This is a genomic window from Mesorhizobium sp. WSM4821, assembly GCF_055901555.1.
Genome location: NZ_CM148371.1, coordinates 2,695,681 through 2,713,220 on the forward strand (window position 1 = coordinate 2,695,681; position 17,540 = coordinate 2,713,220).

Annotated in this window: 26 protein-coding genes and 1 pseudogene; 10 read left to right on the forward strand and 17 right to left on the reverse strand. The window is 61.4% G+C overall.

Going from position 1 to position 17,540, the window contains the following annotated elements; all coding sequences use genetic code 11:
- Positions 1 to 52 precede the first annotated feature (52 nt).
- The 3 genes from lgt to AC0NID_RS12965 form a co-directional block, all read right to left on the reverse strand.
- Positions 53 to 928 (reverse strand): prolipoprotein diacylglyceryl transferase, encoded by an 876-nt coding sequence (gene lgt / locus AC0NID_RS12955; RefSeq protein ID WP_473455954.1) that lies wholly within the window; start codon positions 926 to 928, stop codon positions 53 to 55.
- 113 nt (positions 929 to 1,041) lie between these two features.
- The gene (locus tag AC0NID_RS12960) at positions 1,042 to 1,242 is read right to left on the reverse strand and encodes a type II toxin-antitoxin system RelE/ParE family toxin (RefSeq protein WP_474033440.1); all 201 of its coding nucleotides are present in this window, start codon (positions 1,240 to 1,242) and stop codon (positions 1,042 to 1,044) included.
- 43 nt (positions 1,243 to 1,285) lie between these two features.
- Positions 1,286 to 1,540 (reverse strand): type II toxin-antitoxin system ParD family antitoxin, encoded by a 255-nt coding sequence (locus tag AC0NID_RS12965; protein ID WP_473455953.1) that lies wholly within the window; start codon positions 1,538 to 1,540, stop codon positions 1,286 to 1,288.
- Between the two features lie 163 nt (positions 1,541 to 1,703).
- Here AC0NID_RS12965 and AC0NID_RS12970 point away from each other — a divergent pair, with 163 nt between their 5' ends.
- The 3 genes from AC0NID_RS12970 to AC0NID_RS12980 all read left to right on the forward strand — a co-directional run bounded on the left by AC0NID_RS12970 (position 1,704) and on the right by AC0NID_RS12980 (position 3,275).
- Entirely contained in the window at positions 1,704 to 2,006 is a 303-nt protein-coding gene (locus AC0NID_RS12970) for an accessory factor UbiK family protein (RefSeq protein WP_473456046.1), read from the forward strand.
- A gap of 391 nt (positions 2,007 to 2,397) precedes the next feature.
- Positions 2,398 to 2,898: a type III secretion system chaperone family protein gene (locus tag AC0NID_RS12975; protein WP_126034371.1), complete on the forward strand. Its 501-nt coding sequence runs from the start codon at positions 2,398 to 2,400 to the stop codon at positions 2,896 to 2,898.
- 17 nt (positions 2,899 to 2,915) lie between these two features.
- The gene (locus AC0NID_RS12980) at positions 2,916 to 3,275 is read left to right on the forward strand and encodes a tRNA-binding protein (RefSeq protein ID WP_473455951.1); all 360 of its coding nucleotides are present in this window, start codon (positions 2,916 to 2,918) and stop codon (positions 3,273 to 3,275) included.
- Between the two features lie 180 nt (positions 3,276 to 3,455).
- On the opposite strand, the gene AC0NID_RS12985 is transcribed toward AC0NID_RS12980, so the two are convergent.
- From AC0NID_RS12985 to AC0NID_RS13000, 4 genes are all read right to left on the reverse strand, one after another.
- Positions 3,456 to 4,541 (reverse strand): glycosyltransferase family 4 protein, encoded by a 1,086-nt coding sequence (locus AC0NID_RS12985; protein WP_473455950.1) that lies wholly within the window; start codon positions 4,539 to 4,541, stop codon positions 3,456 to 3,458.
- A 256-nt stretch (positions 4,542 to 4,797) separates the two neighbouring features.
- Positions 4,798 to 6,210 (reverse strand): ATP-binding protein, encoded by a 1,413-nt coding sequence (locus tag AC0NID_RS12990; RefSeq protein ID WP_473455949.1) that lies wholly within the window; start codon positions 6,208 to 6,210, stop codon positions 4,798 to 4,800.
- A gap of 51 nt (positions 6,211 to 6,261) precedes the next feature.
- A complete protein-coding gene (locus AC0NID_RS12995; protein WP_473455947.1) occupies positions 6,262 to 6,981 on the reverse strand; it encodes a response regulator in 720 nt (239 codons plus the stop codon).
- Positions 6,968 to 7,501, reverse strand: coding sequence for a MarR family winged helix-turn-helix transcriptional regulator (locus AC0NID_RS13000; protein ID WP_473455946.1), 534 nt, complete (start codon positions 7,499 to 7,501; stop codon positions 6,968 to 6,970). The genes AC0NID_RS12995 and AC0NID_RS13000 overlap by 14 nt, the downstream gene beginning before the upstream one ends.
- A 265-nt stretch (positions 7,502 to 7,766) precedes the next feature.
- On the opposite strand from AC0NID_RS13000, the gene AC0NID_RS13005 reads away from it, so the two are divergent.
- The 3 genes from AC0NID_RS13005 to AC0NID_RS13015 all read left to right on the forward strand — a co-directional run bounded on the left by AC0NID_RS13005 (position 7,767) and on the right by AC0NID_RS13015 (position 9,938).
- Positions 7,767 to 8,660, forward strand: a complete 894-nt coding sequence (locus AC0NID_RS13005) for a branched-chain amino acid aminotransferase (RefSeq protein WP_473455945.1) — start codon at positions 7,767 to 7,769, stop codon at positions 8,658 to 8,660.
- Positions 8,661 to 8,806: 146 nt separating this feature from the next.
- Entirely contained in the window at positions 8,807 to 9,124 is a 318-nt protein-coding gene (locus AC0NID_RS13010; protein ID WP_126034366.1) for a hypothetical protein, read from the forward strand.
- A 172-nt stretch (positions 9,125 to 9,296) separates the two neighbouring features.
- A complete protein-coding gene (locus AC0NID_RS13015) occupies positions 9,297 to 9,938 on the forward strand; it encodes an MBL fold metallo-hydrolase (protein WP_473455944.1) in 642 nt (213 codons plus the stop codon).
- Between the two features lie 89 nt (positions 9,939 to 10,027).
- On the opposite strand, the gene AC0NID_RS13020 is transcribed toward AC0NID_RS13015, so the two are convergent.
- From AC0NID_RS13020 to AC0NID_RS13030, 3 genes are all read right to left on the reverse strand, one after another.
- A complete protein-coding gene (locus tag AC0NID_RS13020; protein ID WP_473455943.1) occupies positions 10,028 to 10,447 on the reverse strand; it encodes a BA14K family protein in 420 nt (139 codons plus the stop codon).
- Between the two features lie 218 nt (positions 10,448 to 10,665).
- Complete coding sequence (locus tag AC0NID_RS13025; protein WP_006202521.1) at positions 10,666 to 10,878, reverse strand: cold-shock protein; 213 nt, start codon at positions 10,876 to 10,878, stop codon at positions 10,666 to 10,668.
- 258 nt (positions 10,879 to 11,136) lie between these two features.
- Positions 11,137 to 11,349, reverse strand: coding sequence for a cold-shock protein (locus AC0NID_RS13030; RefSeq protein ID WP_023799871.1), 213 nt, complete (start codon positions 11,347 to 11,349; stop codon positions 11,137 to 11,139).
- A gap of 498 nt (positions 11,350 to 11,847) precedes the next feature.
- Between AC0NID_RS13030 and AC0NID_RS13035 the strand changes: the two genes are divergently transcribed.
- Positions 11,848 to 12,249, forward strand: a complete 402-nt coding sequence (locus AC0NID_RS13035; RefSeq protein WP_473455942.1) for a Kazal-type serine protease inhibitor family protein — start codon at positions 11,848 to 11,850, stop codon at positions 12,247 to 12,249.
- 154 nt (positions 12,250 to 12,403) lie between these two features.
- On the opposite strand, the gene AC0NID_RS13040 is transcribed toward AC0NID_RS13035, so the two are convergent.
- From AC0NID_RS13040 to AC0NID_RS13055, 4 genes are all read right to left on the reverse strand, one after another.
- Positions 12,404 to 12,628, reverse strand: a complete 225-nt coding sequence (locus AC0NID_RS13040; RefSeq protein WP_473455941.1) for a hypothetical protein — start codon at positions 12,626 to 12,628, stop codon at positions 12,404 to 12,406.
- 82 nt (positions 12,629 to 12,710) lie between these two features.
- Positions 12,711 to 12,848, reverse strand: coding sequence for a hypothetical protein (locus AC0NID_RS13045; protein ID WP_473455940.1), 138 nt, complete (start codon positions 12,846 to 12,848; stop codon positions 12,711 to 12,713).
- A 44-nt stretch (positions 12,849 to 12,892) separates the two neighbouring features.
- Positions 12,893 to 13,141, reverse strand: coding sequence for a hypothetical protein (locus tag AC0NID_RS13050; RefSeq protein ID WP_473455939.1), 249 nt, complete (start codon positions 13,139 to 13,141; stop codon positions 12,893 to 12,895).
- Positions 13,138 to 13,404 (reverse strand): hypothetical protein, encoded by a 267-nt coding sequence (locus tag AC0NID_RS13055; protein WP_473455938.1) that lies wholly within the window; start codon positions 13,402 to 13,404, stop codon positions 13,138 to 13,140. Before AC0NID_RS13055 ends, AC0NID_RS13050 begins: the two co-directional genes overlap by 4 nt.
- 309 nt (positions 13,405 to 13,713) lie before the next feature.
- Between AC0NID_RS13055 and AC0NID_RS13060 the strand changes: the two genes are divergently transcribed.
- The 3 genes and pseudogenes from AC0NID_RS13060 to AC0NID_RS13070 all read left to right on the forward strand — a co-directional run bounded on the left by AC0NID_RS13060 (position 13,714) and on the right by AC0NID_RS13070 (position 16,155).
- Positions 13,714 to 13,977 carry a hypothetical protein gene (locus AC0NID_RS13060; RefSeq protein WP_473455937.1) on the forward strand — a complete coding sequence of 88 codons (264 nt, stop codon included), beginning with the start codon at positions 13,714 to 13,716 and terminating at the stop codon, positions 13,975 to 13,977.
- Positions 13,978 to 14,106: 129 nt separating this feature from the next.
- Positions 14,107 to 14,363, forward strand: a pseudogene (locus AC0NID_RS13065) (DUF1488 family protein).
- 157 nt (positions 14,364 to 14,520) lie between these two features.
- Positions 14,521 to 16,155: a tetratricopeptide repeat-containing sulfotransferase family protein gene (locus AC0NID_RS13070; protein ID WP_473455936.1), complete on the forward strand. Its 1,635-nt coding sequence runs from the start codon at positions 14,521 to 14,523 to the stop codon at positions 16,153 to 16,155.
- Between the two features lie 210 nt (positions 16,156 to 16,365).
- Here the strand turns inward: AC0NID_RS13070 and AC0NID_RS13075 are convergent, their stop codons facing one another.
- The 3 genes from AC0NID_RS13075 to AC0NID_RS13085 all read right to left on the reverse strand — a co-directional run bounded on the left by AC0NID_RS13075 (position 16,366) and on the right by AC0NID_RS13085 (position 17,515).
- Entirely contained in the window at positions 16,366 to 16,719 is a 354-nt protein-coding gene (locus AC0NID_RS13075) for a DUF1428 domain-containing protein (RefSeq protein WP_473455935.1), read from the reverse strand.
- A 62-nt stretch (positions 16,720 to 16,781) separates the two neighbouring features.
- Positions 16,782 to 17,210 (reverse strand): VOC family protein, encoded by a 429-nt coding sequence (locus AC0NID_RS13080; protein WP_473455934.1) that lies wholly within the window; start codon positions 17,208 to 17,210, stop codon positions 16,782 to 16,784.
- Between the two features lie 119 nt (positions 17,211 to 17,329).
- Positions 17,330 to 17,515 (reverse strand): hypothetical protein, encoded by a 186-nt coding sequence (locus AC0NID_RS13085; protein ID WP_473455933.1) that lies wholly within the window; start codon positions 17,513 to 17,515, stop codon positions 17,330 to 17,332.
- Positions 17,516 to 17,540 lie beyond the last annotated feature (25 nt).

The following is a 17,540-nucleotide window of genomic DNA, read 5'->3' on the forward strand; positions in this document are numbered from 1 at the left end:
CGGGCGACGGCGACGTGCATCCATCTGGAAAATACGTCCTTGCGCTTTGATTTCACGCATCGTGCTTTCCCAAAATCGATTCCGGTTTTTGGGCCGATGCGGTCGCCGTCGCCATCGCCCAGATGCCGGCCAGCAGCATCGGCAGCGACAGCACCATGCCCATTGTCAGCCAGCCGGTGCCAAGGAGATAGCCGAGCTGCTGATCGGGCTCGCGGAAGAATTCCACGAAGACGCGCGACAGACCGTAACCGGCGATGAAGGCGCCGCCGACGAAACGCGGCGTCTTCAGCCTGAGTCTGGAATGGGTGAGAAAGCGCAGCACCAGGAACAGCACCAGGCCTTCGAGCAGCGCCTCGTAGACCTGGCTCGGATGGCGCGCAAATGGGCCGCCATTGGGGAACTCGACTGCCCATGGCACGTCGCTCGGCCTGCCCCAGAGTTCGGAGTTGATGAAATTCGCCATGCGGACGAGGCCGAGCCCCACCGGCACGCCGGCCGCCACCACGTCGAACAGCGACCATGTGCGGATGCCGCGGGACCAGGAAAACAGTGTCATGGCGAGAATGACGCCGAGCAGCCCGCCATGGAACGACATGCCGCCCTGCCAGACGGCAAGAATGTCGAGCGGGTGGGCGATGTAGCGCTGCAGGTCGTAAAACAGCACGTAGCCGGTACGCCCGCCAAGCACTACGCCGATGGCCGCCCAGACGATGAAGTCGTCCAGATCCTCGGGCTTCATCGGCAAGGCGCCGTCGGGCCAGAGTTTTGTATTGGTGACGAGCCGCTTGGCATACCACCAGGCGAAGAGAATGCCGACGATGTAGCCGACGCCATACCAATGCACCGCCAGCGGACCGATCTGGACGATGACCGGGTCGATGTTGGGGAAAGGCAGGGCGGCCAGCGGCAGCATAAGGTATTCGCTCAACAGGATCTCCCGGTTGCGATCGCGTTCGGGCGCGGACCATGCGGCAGGGTTTTGGCGCGGTCAAGGCGACGTGGGTGCCGTTCCCCCGCACCGTTCTGTCAATTCTCCGGGAATTAAATGGCCTCGCGATTCATCGCGCCGTGGAGGATGTGCAATATCTCCACCGTGTCGGCCTTGACGCGATAGAAGATCAGATAACTGCCATGAACGCGGCGACGAATGCCTGAGGGCCGGTATCGCTCCAGCAACGGGTTACGCTCCGACATTGCCAGCAACTCCATGCAGCTGCCACGCAATTCCTGAATGAATGTCATAGCGCGAAACGGGCTGTCGAGCGCGATATGGTCGCCGATGACTTCACCTGTCGGTCATCGCCTTGTATTTGGCCTCCAGTCGGTCAGACACATCTTCGGCAGGCTTCACCCGCCCCGCGTCGGCATCACTGATACCTTTGGCGAGTGCGGCATCAAGCGCGGCGAGCCGCTTTTCTCTCTCTTCCACAAGGCGAACGCCCTCGCGCAGCACTTCGCTCTTCGAATTGTAGCGGCCGGTGCTGACAAGCTGGTTTACGACATCCTCCAATCGGTTGCCCAAATCCGCGCTGATGGCCATGACAATGCTCCTAAGGGGACTTCCGCTATAATAATAGTTATTGATCCGGCGCACCAGTAGCTCAACGGAGCAATTGCATGGGACGCCGATGCCGCCGGGCCTCAACGTTCTTGCATTCCACGTCGCGCGCCACTACGTCAAATCGACCAAGCGAGGATTTGCCATGTCGACCGGACCGAACCGCATTCTCGATGAATTCGCCAAGCTGATGACCGACGCCGCGGGTGCCGCGCAAGGGGTGCGGCGCGAAGTTGAGACCGCCTTCAAGGGGCAGGCCGAGCGCGTTCTCAACTCGATGGACCTGGTGCAGCGCGAAGAATTCGAGGCCGCCCGCGACATGGCTGTGAAGGCCAGGGAAGAAAACACCCGTCTCGCTGCGCGTATTGAGGCACTCGAGGCGAAGCTTGCCGAATTGACCGGGCAGGCCGCGCCTGCGGCCGTGGCAAAGCCCAGAACAAAAAAATAATCGTTAAACTTTTCCACAAAGCACAATCGCAAAAAGCGCTTTGTCGTGAATCGCTTACCGGCATTGCATGAATCATTGTGGCCGCGGCTTTCCACATGCGAATGACGCAGCGCGAAAAATTGGGCTGGTCACGCGACTCCCGATCAATAGACTGAATTTGTTGCATGATTCGGAGCAGGGTCATGCGCCGGGCGGTGGGGTCCGGTCTGGGGTCTTTGCGTTGACGAAGTCCCGGCCGTCCGAGTTCTAGGCAAGATTGTTCGTCGTGTGTGCCCCGCTGAGCGTGTGGCGCTCACTAGAGCGACGTGTGTCCGCTTGGACGCACGAAGTACGCTCTAGAACTTTGAACGTTCGCATCGGGCCGATGCGAAGGAACGACAGGAAGCATTCCATGGAACTTCTCGAACTCGAATTCTCCCGTGAAATCCATCCGGTGGATGTGATCGAGCAGGTGGCCCACAACAACGACTGGTCCTTCGAACGGGCCGGCGACGACGAGATTTCGATTTCGGTTGCCGGAAGCTGGACCGACTACCACGTCTCATTTTCCTGGATGGAGGATTTCGAGGCGCTGCATCTGGCCTGCGCTTTCGACATCAAGGTGCCGGAGGGGCGCGCTCTCGAAGTGATGCGTCTGCTTTCCCTGATCAACGAACAGATGCTGTTCGGCCATTTCGACCTCTGGGAGCAGGAAGGTGCGATCATGTTCCGCCAGTCGCTGCTGCTCGCCGGTGGGGTCGAGCCGTCGAGCCAGCAGGTCGAGGTGCTGCTGTCGTCGGCGCTGGAGGCCTGCGAATGCTATTTTCAGGCGTTCCAGTTCGTCGTCTGGTCGGGAACCTCGGCCAAGGACGCGCTGGCCGGTGTCCTGTTCGAGACTTACGGAAACGCCTGAGCCAGGTCCTGCCCTCAATGAATTCGAGCAGCCAGCGCAAGCCCGAGATCAGCTTCGCCGATTTCGACCGTGTCGATATCCGCGCCGGCACGATCGTCGAGGCCGAACCATTTCCCGAGGCGCGAAAGCCGGCGATCAAGCTGAAGATCGATTTCGGCCCGGCGATCGGGGTGAAGAAATCGTCGGCGCAGATCACCAAATACTATGCGCCCGAGACGCTGATCGGCCGGCAGGTGTTCGCGGTGGTCAATTTCCCCCCGCGGCAGATCGGACCGTTCATGTCGGAAGTACTGACGCTTGGCTTTCCCGACGAAGAGGGTGCCGTGGTGCTGGGCGCAATCGAACGCAGGGTGCCCGACGGCGGCCGCCTGTTTTAGCTTCGTCATCCACGGGCGGAGCGGACGCGAAGCAGACCTGAGGATCCATGCCATAGCAGTGGTCGATGAATAGGGCGCTCCAGAATCGCGTTGTTCTTTCCTTGGCCGCTCCTTTGGAGCAGGTGCGGCTCGTCGACGCCTCTACTCCAACAAGTTCTTCACCGAAGGGCCGCTGCAGGGTCACGGAATGGATCCTCGGGTCTGCGTCTCGGCTTCGCCGCCGCTTCGCCCGTGGATGACGAAAGGTGGTGCCAGCTTCCGCGCTATTCCCAGCGCTTCTTCAACCGTCTCCAGGAACATTTCGGCGCAGGCTTTCCAGCTATAACGCATCGCCCGTTCGCGCGCCTCGGCGCGGTCGACATTGAGAGCGGCAAGCGCGGCCTCACGCAAATCGCTGGACACCGCCCCGCCAACGCCGTCGCCGACAATGTCGATCGGTCCGGTCACCGGATAGGCTGCGACCGGCGTGCCGCTGGCCAGCGCCTCGATGATGACATTGCCGAACGTGTCTGTGCGGCTGGGGAAGACGAAGACATCGGCCGAGGCGTAGATTTCGGCCAGTTCGTCATTGGGGCGGTGGCCAAGAAAATGGGCATCGGGGTATCTGGCCTCGAGCTTGGCCAACTCCGGGCCCTCGCCGACGATCACCTTGCTGCCGGGCAAGTCGAGGTCGAGGAAGGCGGTCAGGTTCTTTTCTATCGCGACGCGGCCGACGCAGAGGAAGATCGGTCCCTCGAGCCCCAGATCCTTTCTCTTGTCAGGCCGGAAATGGTCGGTGTCGACGCCGCGCGTCCATGGCCTGAGCTTGGTGAAGCCGCGCGCCGACAGATCGTCCGCCAGCGACTGGGTGGCGACCAGCGTGCCTTGTCCGGAATTGTGGAAATCGCGAAGCCAGCGATAGGCCCAGACTTCCGGTATAGGCAGCCGCGCGCTCAGATATTCCGGAAAACGCGTGTGATAGCTTGTCGTGAACGGCCGGCCCGCCTTGCGGCAGTAGCGCCGCGCCATGATGCCGAGCGGACCTTCGGTGACGATATGGATATGATCGGCGCTGCGCGCCGCGACCAGGCGCGCGACGTGGCGCGGCGTCGTCAGCGCCAGCCTAATGTCCGGATAGGTCGGCAGGGGCAAGGTGCGAAAGATGTTCGGCGTCAGCAAATCCGTCTCGACGTCGAAGGATTTCAGGGTTTCCGATAGTCGTACCAGCGTGTGGACGACGCCATTGACTTGCGGGCGCCAGGCGTCGGTGACCATCAGGATGCGCATGGAGGCCCCTTCAAGGAAAGATCGTCGGCTTCCTTGATGCGAGACCGCAAGGCCGAATCAATCAGGATCGCGCGCTTCATGCGCGCTCTTCAGCATGGTTTCATGACGGGCCGATGAAGGCGCAGGCCGGTGGCCGTCCATAACCACCAGAAAAGCAGCGCATCGGCTCGAATTCGATTTTTCGGAAAGCAGGATGCGTAAGGCTCAAAGTGTTAGGGCGTACTTTGTGCGTCCGATTGGACGCACGTCGCCCTAATCAGGCCGGAACCTTGATGACGGCGCGCAAGCCGCCGAGCGGGCTCTTGTCCAGCATGATGTCGCCGCCGTGGCTGCGGGCGATGTCGCGCGCGATGGAAAGGCCAAGGCCGGTGCCGCTGGCGTCGAGGTTGCGGGCCTCATCAAGCCGCACGAAAGGCTTGAACACGTCTTCGCGCTTTTCGGGCGGGATGCCCGGACCGTCGTCGTCGATGGTGACGAGCAACGTGCCGCGGCCATGGTTGGCGTTGACTTCAACCGTCTTGGCGTAACGGAAGGCATTGCCGACGACATTGGAAAGCAGCCGGGCGAAAGCATGGGGCCGCACATGCAGGTGCGGATCGCCGGTGAGCGTGGTCAACAGTTTGCGCTTGCGCAGCGTGGCCTCCTCGCCGAGCTTCTCGAAATAGGCTTCAAGATTGAAACGGCCGGCGTCTTCCGTCGCCTCGCCGCGGGCAAAGGCGAGATAGCCTTCCAGCATCGACTGCATGTCGTCGATGTCCTGGCCGAGCGCCTCGGTGTCGGCCTTTGTCCCGGTCAGCGCGAGCTGCAGCTTGAAGCGGGTGAGGATGGTCCTCAAATCGTGACTGACGCCCGTCAGCATGGCGGTGCGCTGTTCGAGCTGGCGTTCGATGCGTTCGCGCATCTGGATGAAGGCAAAGCCGGCGCGGCGAACCTCGTCGGCGCCGCGCGGGCGGAAATCGCGCGGCATCGGCCGGCCCTTGCCGAAACTTTCGGCGGCCTCGGCCAGCGTCAGGATCGGCCGAATCTGGTTGCGCAGGAATGGGATGGCGATCATCAGCAGCACCAGCGAGGTGCCGACCATCCAGATTAGGAAAATATGCGTGTTCGAGGCATAGGCCTGGCTGCGGCGCACGAAGGCGCGCAGCACCTTGCCCTCGAGCTGGATGCGAACCTCGATGATATTGGAATTGCCGACCGTATCGATCCAGAAAGGACGGTTGATCTGATGGGTGATCTCGGACGAGAGGATCTCATCGAGGATCGAGAAGAACGGCTTTGGTCCGGGCGGCGGCAGCGGCTCGGGCGGCAGCAAGTCGATCTTCAGCTGCATGCGATCCTGAGCGATGCGGATGACGTTGGCATAGTCGGCGTCGTTCGGATAGGTTTCCACCAGGTCGACGATCGCGGCGATGTCGCGGACCGTGGCCTGCGACAGGCGCTGCGTCACGGTCTGCCAGTGGCGTTCCATGAAGACAAAGGCGAGGACCGATTGCAGCAGGATCATCGGTGCGATGACGATGATCAGCGAGCGGGCATAGAGCCGCTTCGGCATGTATAGTGAAACGAGGCGCCAGAACCGTTTCCAGGCACGCGGCACGGCCTTCAGCGCCCGCGTGGCGCGGGCGCTGAAGCCGCGATCTCCCGGCCGTTCCAGTTGCGTGGTCGCCATTCGCCCTTCTTGCTCATCTGCAGCCACTCAACAAGAAGCTGCGGCGGCAGTCTATTCCACGCTGAGCCGATACCCAATACCGCGCACGGTCTGCAGCCAGACCGGATTGGACGGATCGCGTTCGATCTTGCGGCGCAGCCTGTTGATCTGGACGTCGATGGTGCGCTCGCCGACCTCGGATTCATCGCCGACAAGTTCATGGCGCGGTATCGTTTCGCCGGCCCGCGCCGCGAAGATCGCCAGGATCTCCTGCTCGCGGTCGGTCAGTTTCAGAGCCTCGCCGCCGCGCTTGAGTTCCCGCCTGGCGATCTGGAACGTGTAGGGGCCGAAGACCAGTTGCTCGAGCTTGGGCGTCGTTGCCGGACCGCCGCGGCGCAGGATGTTGTTGATGCGCAGGATCAATTCGCGGGGATCGAAAGGCTTCGGCAGATAGTCGTCGGCGCCGGCCTCGAGCCCGGTGATCCGGCTGTCGGTTTCGGAAAGCGCGGTGAGCATCAGGATCGGCACGTTCTTGCTTGCCCGCAGCGCCTTGGCGAGGTCGACGCCGGTTTCGCCCGGCATCATGATATCGAGCACGAGCAGATCGAAATCGAGGCCAGCGAGCTTGCGCCGCGCTTCGCCGGAATTTCCGGCAACGGTGACGCGAAAGCCGTTTTCGGTCAGATATTGTTTGAGAAGATTGCGGATACGGGTATCGTCATCGATCACCAGCAGATGCGGCGCATCGTCGTCCGGTGCTGCCGGTCGATCAACCCTTTCAATGGTCTCCATGGCTTTTCCCTGACATTTTTGCGGGTACAGTGTCGATCTGCACCCTCAGTTCCGGATTGACCATCGCTTCCAGGAAACGTTCGATCAAGGCGCGTTCGGTTGCTCCGGAATCTTCCAATGCAGCATGGATGCGGCGCGACTGTGGCCGTGCCAGCGCCAAGGCCAGGGCGCGGCCCTTGGCCGTCGGATAGAGTTCGCGCTGGCGGCGGTCGCGCGGACCCTGCAACTGGACGACATGGTCGGTGTCGATCAGTTGCTTGAGCACGCGCGCCAGGCTCTGCTTGGTGATCTTCAGCACGTCGAGGAGTTCGGCTACCGTCAGGCCCGGCCTGCGATTGACGAAATGCAGAACCCGGTGATGGGCGCGGCCGAAGCCATAATCGGACAGGATCTGGTCCGGATCTGAGGTGAAATCGCGATAGGCGAAGAAGAACAATTCGATGATGGCAAAGTCGATGCCATCCTCGTCGGAGACCGCCGTCCTGATCGGTTTTCCGGCTGGGTGGTTGCGATTCGTCATCTTTTCTCCGTGCGAAGGGGAAATTATGTCAGCACTATTGACGTAATTTTCCGCCGATGGTAATTTTTGGCAAGCTTTTCGGCGGATTGCGAACGAAAAGGCAAGGGAGGGCCGTTTTTCCGGAACTTCCTGTGTTTGCCAGACCTTTAATATCCGCCTACGCTTCGAGATACTCTACCCTTTGAGAAACGGGCCGCCTGGTGCGGCTGGCACGAAACACGCAACGACACAATTATATGCGGGCGGTCGCCCGCGGGAGGTTACCATGGCATCCGTTCCCTTTGACCAAATGGATGGCTTTATCTGGATGAACGGCGAGTTCGTCGAATGGGCCAACGCCAAGATCCACGTGCTGACCCATGGTCTGCACTACGCCAGCGCGGTGTTCGAGGGCGAGCGCGCCTATGGCGGCGAAATTTTCAAACTGACCGACCACAGCGAGCGCCTGCATGAATCGGCTCGCCTGCTCGGCTTCAAGATTCCCTATTCGGTCGACGAGATCGACGACGCCTGCCGCGCGCTGTTGAAAAAGCAGGGATTCCAGGATGCCTATGTCCGGCCGATCGCCTGGCGCGGCAGCGAACAGATGGGCGTTTCGGCGCAAAACAGCCGGATCAACTGCGCCATCGCCATCTGGCAGTGGCCGAGCTATTTCGATCCGGCGCAGAAGCTGAAGGGCATTCGTCTCGACATGGCCGAATGGCGCCGCCCCGATCCGCGCACCGCGCCGTCGAAATCGAAGGCTGCCGGCCTCTACATGATCTGCACCATGTCCAAGCATACCGCCGAGGCCAAGGGCTATGCCGATGCCATGATGCTCGACTGGCGCGGCCAGGTTGCGGAAGCGACGGGCGCCAACATCTTCTTCGTCAAGGACGGCAAGATCCACACACCGACGCCCGATTGCTTCCTCGACGGCATCACCCGCCGTACGGTCATCGGTCTTGCCAAGGACCGCGGCTTCGAGGTGATCGAGCGCGCCATCATGCCGGAAGAGCTCGAAGGCTTCCAGCAGTGCTTCCTCACCGGGACGGCGGCCGAGGTCACGCCGGTTTCCGAGATCGGCCCATACCGATTCGAGGTGGGTGAAATCGCCAAGACACTGATGAACGACTATTCTGCGGCCGTTCAACCCAACCATGCGATCGCAGCAGAATAACGAAAGTCACAGCTTTTTTAACAAGTAGGGGCGGTTTTCGGGCCGCCCCTTTTATTTAAGCACCTCTGCATTTGACTTTCGGCCATTTCCGCGCCCTCATCTTGATGTCGGCCCGGGAGGCTGGCAGCTATGGAGGGACTGGTAATATGGACATGAACACGCTTCTTCCGATCATTATTCAGGTGATTACGGGTATCATCGGTGGTCAGGCGGTGGGCGCGGCGCTGAAGACAGCGGCAATGGGTCAGCTCACCAAAATCCTCGGCGGCGCTGTTGGCGGTGTTGGCGGTGCGGCCATCCTCGGCAGCCTGCTCGGCGGTGGCGCGGTCGATCCGGCTGCGGCCGCAGCGGCAACGAGCGGGTTGGGCAGCGCGCTGAATCTGCAAAACATCATCGGCGGTGCCGGTGGTGGCGCCATTCTGACGGCCATCATCGGCGCGGTCATGAATGCGATGAAGAAGTAAGCTTGGCGGTTATGGGGTTTCGCATGGGCGGCTTCGGCCGCCCATTTCGTTTTGCCGTTGCCGCGACCGGTTTTGTTTTGGGGTCTTTCGCTCCGATTGGCGACGGTGGACGCTGTTGGCATGAGCCTCTACATCAGGGGCATATCAGGGGCGGCGCAGCGAAAGGACGATCATGGGTCAGCTCAATGCCGGTATCGTGCCGGTCACGGCCTTCCAGCAAAACTGCACCATCCTCTTCGACATGGAGGACAGACAAGGCGTCGTCGTCGATCCGGGCGGCGACATCGACAAGGTGCTGGCGGTGCTGAAGGAGAATGCGATCGACGCCGGCGCGATCTGGCTCACGCATGGTCATATCGACCATGCCGGCGGCGCGATGGAGTTGAAGGAGGCGCTCGGCATCGAGATCATCGGCCCGCATGAGGCCGACCGCCCGTTGCTCGCCAATCTCGAGAACCAGGCGAAACTCTACGGCATCACCGATCCCGTGCGCAATTGCGTGCCCGACCGCTTTCTCAGCGAAGGCGAGACCGTTTCGTTCGGCCAGCACGCGTTCGAGGTCTTTCATTGCCCCGGCCACGCGCCCGGCCATGTCGTCTACTACAATCGTGCCGCGAAGTTCGCCCATGTCGGCGACGTATTGTTCCGCGGCTCGGTCGGGCGCACCGACCTGCCAGGCGGCGACCATGCCGCGCTGATCGCTTCGATCAAGGACAAGCTTCTGCCGCTCGGCGACGACGTCGGCTTCATCTGCGGCCATGGTCCCGGCGGTCGCTTCGGCGAGGAGCGGCGGACCAATCCATTTCTCATCTGAAGCCGGCCCGGCTGCAGCGGCAAATTGATCGCAAAACAAAAAAGGCGCCGGCCTTGCGGACAGCGCTTTTTTGTTGGGGCAGGGAAGCCTCAGTTGGCGGTGCAGAAATGCTGTTCGCCATCATAGCCGGTGAACGTGCCGGTGCGGGCATTGAACGTGCGATAGCGGTCCGAACAATATTCATACCAGCCACGGGTCCAGGGCTCGGCGTAGCCGTCATTGTAGACGACCCGCGGTTCCGCGTAGTAGCGGCGCACCGGGGCCGGCCGCGGGTAGCGATTGTAATCGTCATAGCCGGGATCGTAGTAGCTGGGCTGCGGATTGTTGAGCGCACCAACGATCAAGGCGCCGGCCGCGAGGCCGAGGACGCCTGCCGCGATCGCGTCGCCATTGCCGCGATGGTGGTGCCGGTGATGGCGCCACTCACCAGCGCTGGCCGCCGGCAAGGTCGCAAGCGTGGTCGCGACCATCGCGGCTGACAGGATAGCGGTCTTGAAAATTCGGTTCATGTCGGTCTCCTTCGTCCGGCCCGTGTAGTTTGGGGATGCGGTCCGGCATTACCGAAGACTAATAGGCGACCGTGGCTGAACGGGGGCTGAACGAAATTGGTGTGTGGGTGGCCAGTCGACATTCATCGATCGGCATGGCGCGAGCAACCAACACTGCGCGCTGACCAAGGAGCGGACCTGTCCCCGCGGGACTGGTCCGATACTGTCTTGATCTCGGCTCAGCCGATCGACAGGTTGACGGCTTTCGGACCCTTGCCGCGCTTGTCCGGCTCGGTGTCGAATGTTACCTTCTGCCCATCCTCAAGACCGGGAAGACCCGACGCCTGCACAGCCGAAATATGGACGAAGACATCCTTCGCGCCATCATCCGGCGTGATGAAGCCGAAGCCTTTGGCATGATTGAAGAATTTGACGGTGCCGGTCTGCGGCATGGGAAGCTCCTTTGATCCCATCAAGTCCAGTCTCGGGCCGGCAAATGCCCGAGTGGAAATTTGTCCTTTATTTTAGCGTCATCGGCAAGAGAAAGTTTTGCGAGCATCGGCTTGCCCTACCGGGCACGAAAAAGGCGCGACGAAAACCGCCGCGCCTTCGAAAACTCGGGATCCGGCACTGAACGCCGGTTCAAGGCGTTGGAGCGCCCTCGGGTGCGATCTCACGCATGTCCGAGTGGACGTGCGCGAGCCGGCGGCTCAGTCCGCGCGGAGATTGACCGCCTTCGGTCCCTTGCCCATGCGATCGGGCTCGACGTCGAAGGTGACCTTCTGGCCGTCGACGAGCGTGCGCAGGCCCGAAGCCTCGATCGCGGAGATGTGGACGAACACGTCCTTGGCGCCGTCATCTGGCGTGATGAAGCCGAAGCCTTTGGTAGCGTTGAAGAATTTAACGGTGCCGGTCTGGGCCATTGGGGAAACTCCTTCACCCGTGTCAGTCTTGTGGTTTGCCCGCCGCCTGACGCCGTGGGCAAGTCCCGGTGGTTGCTTCGGCAGTCATGCATTGGCGCATGATCAAAACCCCTCGCCGAAAAACGGGGCCGTCAGAGATTCACAATGTATCGGGGAAAGGTCGTCCAAAACGTTCCGCTCTCCGGGTCGCAAATGCCCGAACGCAAAATTTATTGCACGGAAACGTGGTGGTTGCAAGGTAGCGCCCGCGGGCCGCCTTATAGGCGCATTCCGACGCACGATATCGATAGACCTGGGTGCTTTCCCGGTCATCGGCCAGCCCCCGGCCACGCATGGTCCAGCGGGCTGCGGCGGCTTGCAAACAGGGGTTGCATTTGACGGTGGAATGGCGAGGATCGGCTTGAGGGGCATTTTCTGCAGTTTGTGCATGTCGTTATACCAAAACCGCTGCGCAACTGGGCGACATGCATTGGAGCGGGGCTCGAGGGAGCTATAGTCATGAAGTTTCTTGCGGCAATCTTCTCGCGGCAGGGTTTTGCCATACTGTTGCTGTCGGCAATTCTTGCGGCCTGTACCGCGGTGGTGGTGGAGGAAGGACCGGGGTACCGCCCGCCAAGGCCTGGACCGCAATTCTGCACCAGGCAGTATGATCCGGTCTGCGCCCGTCGCGGGGGTGACCGTCAGACCTTCGCCAACGCCTGCCTTGCCGAGCGGGCCGGGTACCGCATCATCCGCGGCGGCCAGTGTCGCGACGACGGCGGTTATGGCGAGGAGCAGGCGTTCTGCACGCGCGAATATGCCCCGGTCTGTGCAAGCCGTCGGGGCCGGCTGCGCACCTTCCCCAACGCATGCGAGGCCCGCGCCGCCGACTATCGCATCGTCGACAACGGTCCCTGCTGAGGGCCTGGTTTCCTCCCCGTTTCCGGATAGAGTCTCCGGACGGGGAGGGGCCGCGGGCAGGCCGATGAAGGTAAGCAGGCAAGCCCCAAGGATGCGGCCATGTAAGGGCTAGAAAACGCATGCACAGAACACGGCTTGCGATGCCTGGGGCGTGCTAGGCGTCCGCCGGATACGCCCCATCGGCCGGCCCGGCATAAAGCTCGCTGCCGTCTTCGTCGGAAATGCGCAGGCGGTCCGGGATTTGCGGCATCGCCAGCGAGCGGAACAGCTCGGTGGCGCCGTGCAGGGCTGCACGCAGGTTCGGTGCCTCGAGCGATACCCTGTCGAGCATCGCTTCGTCCGCGTCACGCGAACGATAGAACTCGACGACGAAGTTCAAGTACGCCTCCATGTTGCGGCGCCGCAGTCCTGCGGGCGCACCAAGGCCGCTCCGGTGCACGCGCGTGGCGAGGCTCGGAACGTTAGCCCTTGGACTTCGGCTTCAAACCGGATTCCGCCTGCTTGACGGCCGAGCCGAAGGGCGAGGCCGGCTTTGCCGCCGCCTTGTCCTTCTTGGGCTTGCGTATCTCGCGGTTGCTGCGCTGTTGACCCTTGGCCATTTCTTGGTACTCGTGATTGGTGAACGTGATGGTAGCGGTCGAACCTAGGTGCTCGGATTGTCGGCCACTTCGAGATTGTCTTCCGTGGTGACCCGCTCATGGGTCTCCTCGTCGCTGCGGATGCGGTATTGCGGCGAGCCGTCCTTGACCGGCAATTTGCTCTTGATCTGGAACAACTCCGCGTTCTTCTGAACAAGGCCGGTGCGGCTCTTCATGCGAACCGTCTGGCCGATCGCGAAAAGATGCGCGGGCGTGTCGGTGCGCGGACGCGCGTTCTGCTGGAAGCGGATCATGCGGAATTCTCCTGGTCGCGCCTCAGCGCGGTTTCGAGTTCGGCGAGGTCGATGGCGACCAATTGGCTGGTCCGGCTTTTCACCGTCCTTGCCGGCAGATGGATGAAAGTGGCGACACGGCGCCAGGCAAGCCATGACATGCCATCGATAAGCTCCTCATCGTGGTCGATGTCGTAGTCGCCGGCCGGCAACTTTCCCTCCAGCCCGCCGAGCATGAAGGGTGCCTCGAAATGCGCGATGGAATGGGTAGTTCGGCTAGACATTCTCGTGCCTTGAAGTCTCGTTCCCGGGATAAATCCGATAGTGCGGTGCCCGCTTTGCGGCACCGGGACTTAAGCGTCGTGCGTCCCTGCATCGGCAATTTGGGTATCGGCGATCTGGAATGAGTTTGACGGGTCGAGAACCCTCTGACGCCGCGAAATGCCAAGCTTGGCCCAAAAAACGATCTCAAATCACTAATCCGAAATTGTGGTTTATTCAAGAATATTTCTGCCTGATGCCGATCTTGTCTCGAAATTACTTCTCTAGGGGTATTTGTAAAATGATGATATGATCCAAATGCTTCACAACAGTTGTTTGAAATTTTGCCGGAAAAGTTCATCCAGGCATTGATTTTTATTTATATCCGAAAGGAGAAACCCATGGTTTCCATGAAGACCCCTGATGGTTCGACCGTGACAATCAAGCCGATCATCAAGCAAGCCCTAGGGCCGATGAAAGTCATGTCGCCGCGCCTGACGATACGAAGTGACGAGGCGGCAAGGCGAAGGATCGCCGACACCGACGGCACGGTGCGGCGGGCCAGACAGGTTGCGGAGACCAACCGCCTGATCTGACAATGGCCGGCTTGCGGTGACCTGCAGCGCCGCGTCCTTTGGACGCGCGGAGCACGCTGTAGCAGTTTGATTTTGCGTAGGGTCTTTTCCGAACCTGCGGTTCGGGGTCACGCGCTGAGGAGTTCGATCATGACGCTCAACTTCCCCAACCGCAGCCGCTCCCGCGGCCCGGCGCATTCGTTTCGTCGGTCATGACGGCACGTTCGAAGTGCCCTTCTTCGTGGAGATCGCAGCGCTTTCATCGGCAAGTCCGGCCACGAGTGGAGCGGAAGCTGAGTATCTCAGCGCGTTCGATGCGGGGCGTTCGTCGATCCAGGATGTTGCGCGCGAAGTATTCGCACGGTCGCAAGTACATGTATGTGCTGACCCAGGCCGATTTCCGGTAAGCTGGCCCGCGAACCCTTGAACCTGACGCGCCAATGGCCTAGATCGCCACAGGCGGACAAACACGGCAGGTTTCCCATCAACAGAGATCAAAGAAGAGCAGCGGGCGCGGGAGCGAAGTCTGGCACTGGCCAGCTACCGCCAAGCCTCGACCACTATGTGCAGCAGGCGCTGCAACTGCATCAGGCCGGGCGCCGGCAAGAGGCCGAGGCGATTTACCGGCAGGTGCTGGCGCGCAAGCCCAATCACGCTGCCGCGGCGCATTTCCTCGGGCTTCTGCTGCATCAGACCGGGCGCAGCGCCGAGGGGATGGATTTCCTCGAACAGTCGGTGCAGTTGCAGCCGACGAATCCGGATTTCCTCAACAATTTCGGAACGGTGATGCGCGATCTCGGCCGCGTCGCGGCGGCCGTCGATTTCTTCCGCGGCGCGGTGGATATCCGGCCGGACCAGCTCGCGGCACGCGACAATCTCGGCTCGTCGCTAAAGCAGCTCGGCCAGTTCGAGGAGGCCGAAGAGATTTATCGCGGCACGATCGGCCGCAACCCGTTTCATGTTCGCGCCCGTATCGGGCTTGCCGAAACGCTGCAGGAGGCCGGGCGGCTCGACGAGGCGCTCGCCGTCTTCCGCGAGGCGCTGACGATCCGGCCGAAGGATGCCGACCTGCTGCACGGACTGGGCGTCGGGCTGATGGAAAAGGGCAAGCTCGATGAAGCGACCGATCTTTTCCGCCAGGCGCTGGCAGTCAATCCCGGCATGGCGCGAGCCTGGCTGATGCTGACGCAGGTCAAGCTCCAGAAGGAGCGCGACGCCGAGCTTGCCGGCATGGAAGCACAACATGCCAAGGCGCCGCAGGACAGCCTGGCGCGCATGCAGCTCTCCTTCGGCCTCGGCAAGGCCAATGACGATCTGAAAGATTATCCGCGCGCCTTTGATTATTTCGCGGAGGGCAATGCCATCCGCCGCAAGGGCATCGACTATGATCCGGTGAGGACGCGGGCCGAATTCGATGCGATGAAGTCGGTGTTCGATGCCGGCTTCTTCGAAAGGCATAAGCCGAGCCCAATCGCCGACGACGCGCCGATCTTCGTCGTGGGCATGCCGCGCTCGGGCACGACGCTGGTCGAGCAGATCATCGCCAGTCATCCTCAGGTCTATGGCGCGGGCGAGCTCAGTATCTTGAAGACGGTGGTCGGCAAGCAGTTCCCGTCGACCATGCCAGGCGGCTTCCCGTGGGGAATATCTGATGTATCCGATGCGGATTTTGCCGAGGCCGGGCAAGCCTACCTCGACATGCTGCATGCCCGCTATCCGCATGTCCGCCATGTCACCGACAAAATGCCGGGCAACTTTCTGCTTATCGGCTTCATCCACATGATGCTGCCCAAGGCCAGGATCATCCATTGCGCGCGCGATGCTGCGGCGACGTGCCTGTCGATCTACAAGGTGCATTTCCGCGGCGACAGCCACCGCTATGGCTACGATCTCGGTGAACTCGCCGATTTCCACAATCTCTACACCGACATCATGGCGCATTGGCACAGCGTGCTGCCCGGTGTCGTGCACGATGTGCGCTACGAGGATTTCGTCGCCGACCAGGAAGGGCGGTCGCGGGCATTGATCGCCCATCTCGGCCTGCCCTGGGACGACGCGGTGCTGTCGTTCCACGAGACCGACCGTCCCGTGCGCACGGCCTCGGCGGCGCAGGTGCGCCAGCCGATGTACCAGGGCTCGGTCGATCTCTGGAAACGCTATGGCGAGCGGCTGAAGCCGCTGCTGGACAGGCTCGGGTAGGCCGATATTGAGGTGAGGCCGGCCTGCGAACGGCGGTTTCCTGCGCTTCCGGCCTTCGCCGGCCGAAGCACTCAATGTGCGGTCGTGGTAGTTAAGGCTACGGCCGGCTAGGCCGGTACTCACGACTTAAAAGTACGCTCCGTTCCGGTTCTCGGAAACCACCATTCTCGACTCGGCCTAATCTCAATCTCGACCTACCCTGGGGTGGTGCTACAGCTCCATGAAGGGCTGAAAACCGCCGAAGATCATGCGCTTGCCGTCGAAGGGCATCGCCGATTGGTCTCCGTTCAGGCGCGGATCGGCCATCACCTTGGCCATCACCGCGTCGCGGCTCTGCCGCGATTCGTAGACGACCCATGAGAAGATGACGACCTCGTCTTCCTTGGCCTGCACGGCGCGCGGGAACGAGGTAACCTCGCCATAGGGCACGTCGTCGCCGATGCATTCGACATAGGCGAGGGCGCCATGCTCCTTCCAGACGGTGCCGCCCAGTTGCGCCATCTCCTTGTAGGCATCGAGGTTTGCCTTGGGTACGGCAAGCACGAACCCATCGACATAGGACATTGTGGGTCTCCTCCTTGAATAGGGTTTTTCTTCCTTCCCTTGTGGGACAAGGAAAGAAGGCGCTACGCCGCCTTCACCGGCGCGTTCATTGCCCACTCCACACCGAATGGGTCGGTCAGCTGACCCCAGCGGTCGCCCCAGAACATCACCTGCAACGGCGTGCCGATCTTGCAACCGGCGTCGACGGCCCGCTTCCACCAGGCGTCGATATCGTCGCTGCCGAGATGCAACTGCATTGTGAAGCCCTGAGGCTTCACCGCGGCCATTCCGTGCTCGGGATAGAAGTCGGAAATCATCAAGGTCGAACCGTTGATGTGAAGATGGATGTGCATCGTGCGGCCCTTCTCGTCCGGCGGGTAGAAGAAGACCTGCTCAGCGCCGAAGGCCTTCTGATAGAACTGGGAAGCCTTGAAGGCACCGTCCAGCTGAAGATAGGGCGTCAATCCGCCGAGGACTTTCGCGGCAGGCTGGGGTTGGGGCTGATCGTTCATCTCTGGTTCCTCCTTGATACCAGTTTTGCCGTTTCGGCCATTCACAGGACGAGTGAGGCGGCGGCGATCCTACACCGTCGACGCGTTTTTTTAATGCCAGGACCGGATGCGCCGGGCCGTTATCTTGCCTCGGACAAGGAGACTGCAATCCGTGGGCTGTTTTGCGCGTCGACGACGATTTCCGGCCAGCCGATGTCCTTGCGCAATTCGATCGGCAATGAAAGGAGGGCGCGCTCGCTGCGGTAACGGGCGCGAGCCGCCGAGTAACGGATCGCCATGCGACCTACGGATGACAGAATAGACATGATGCTCTCTCCTCGATTGGCGCCG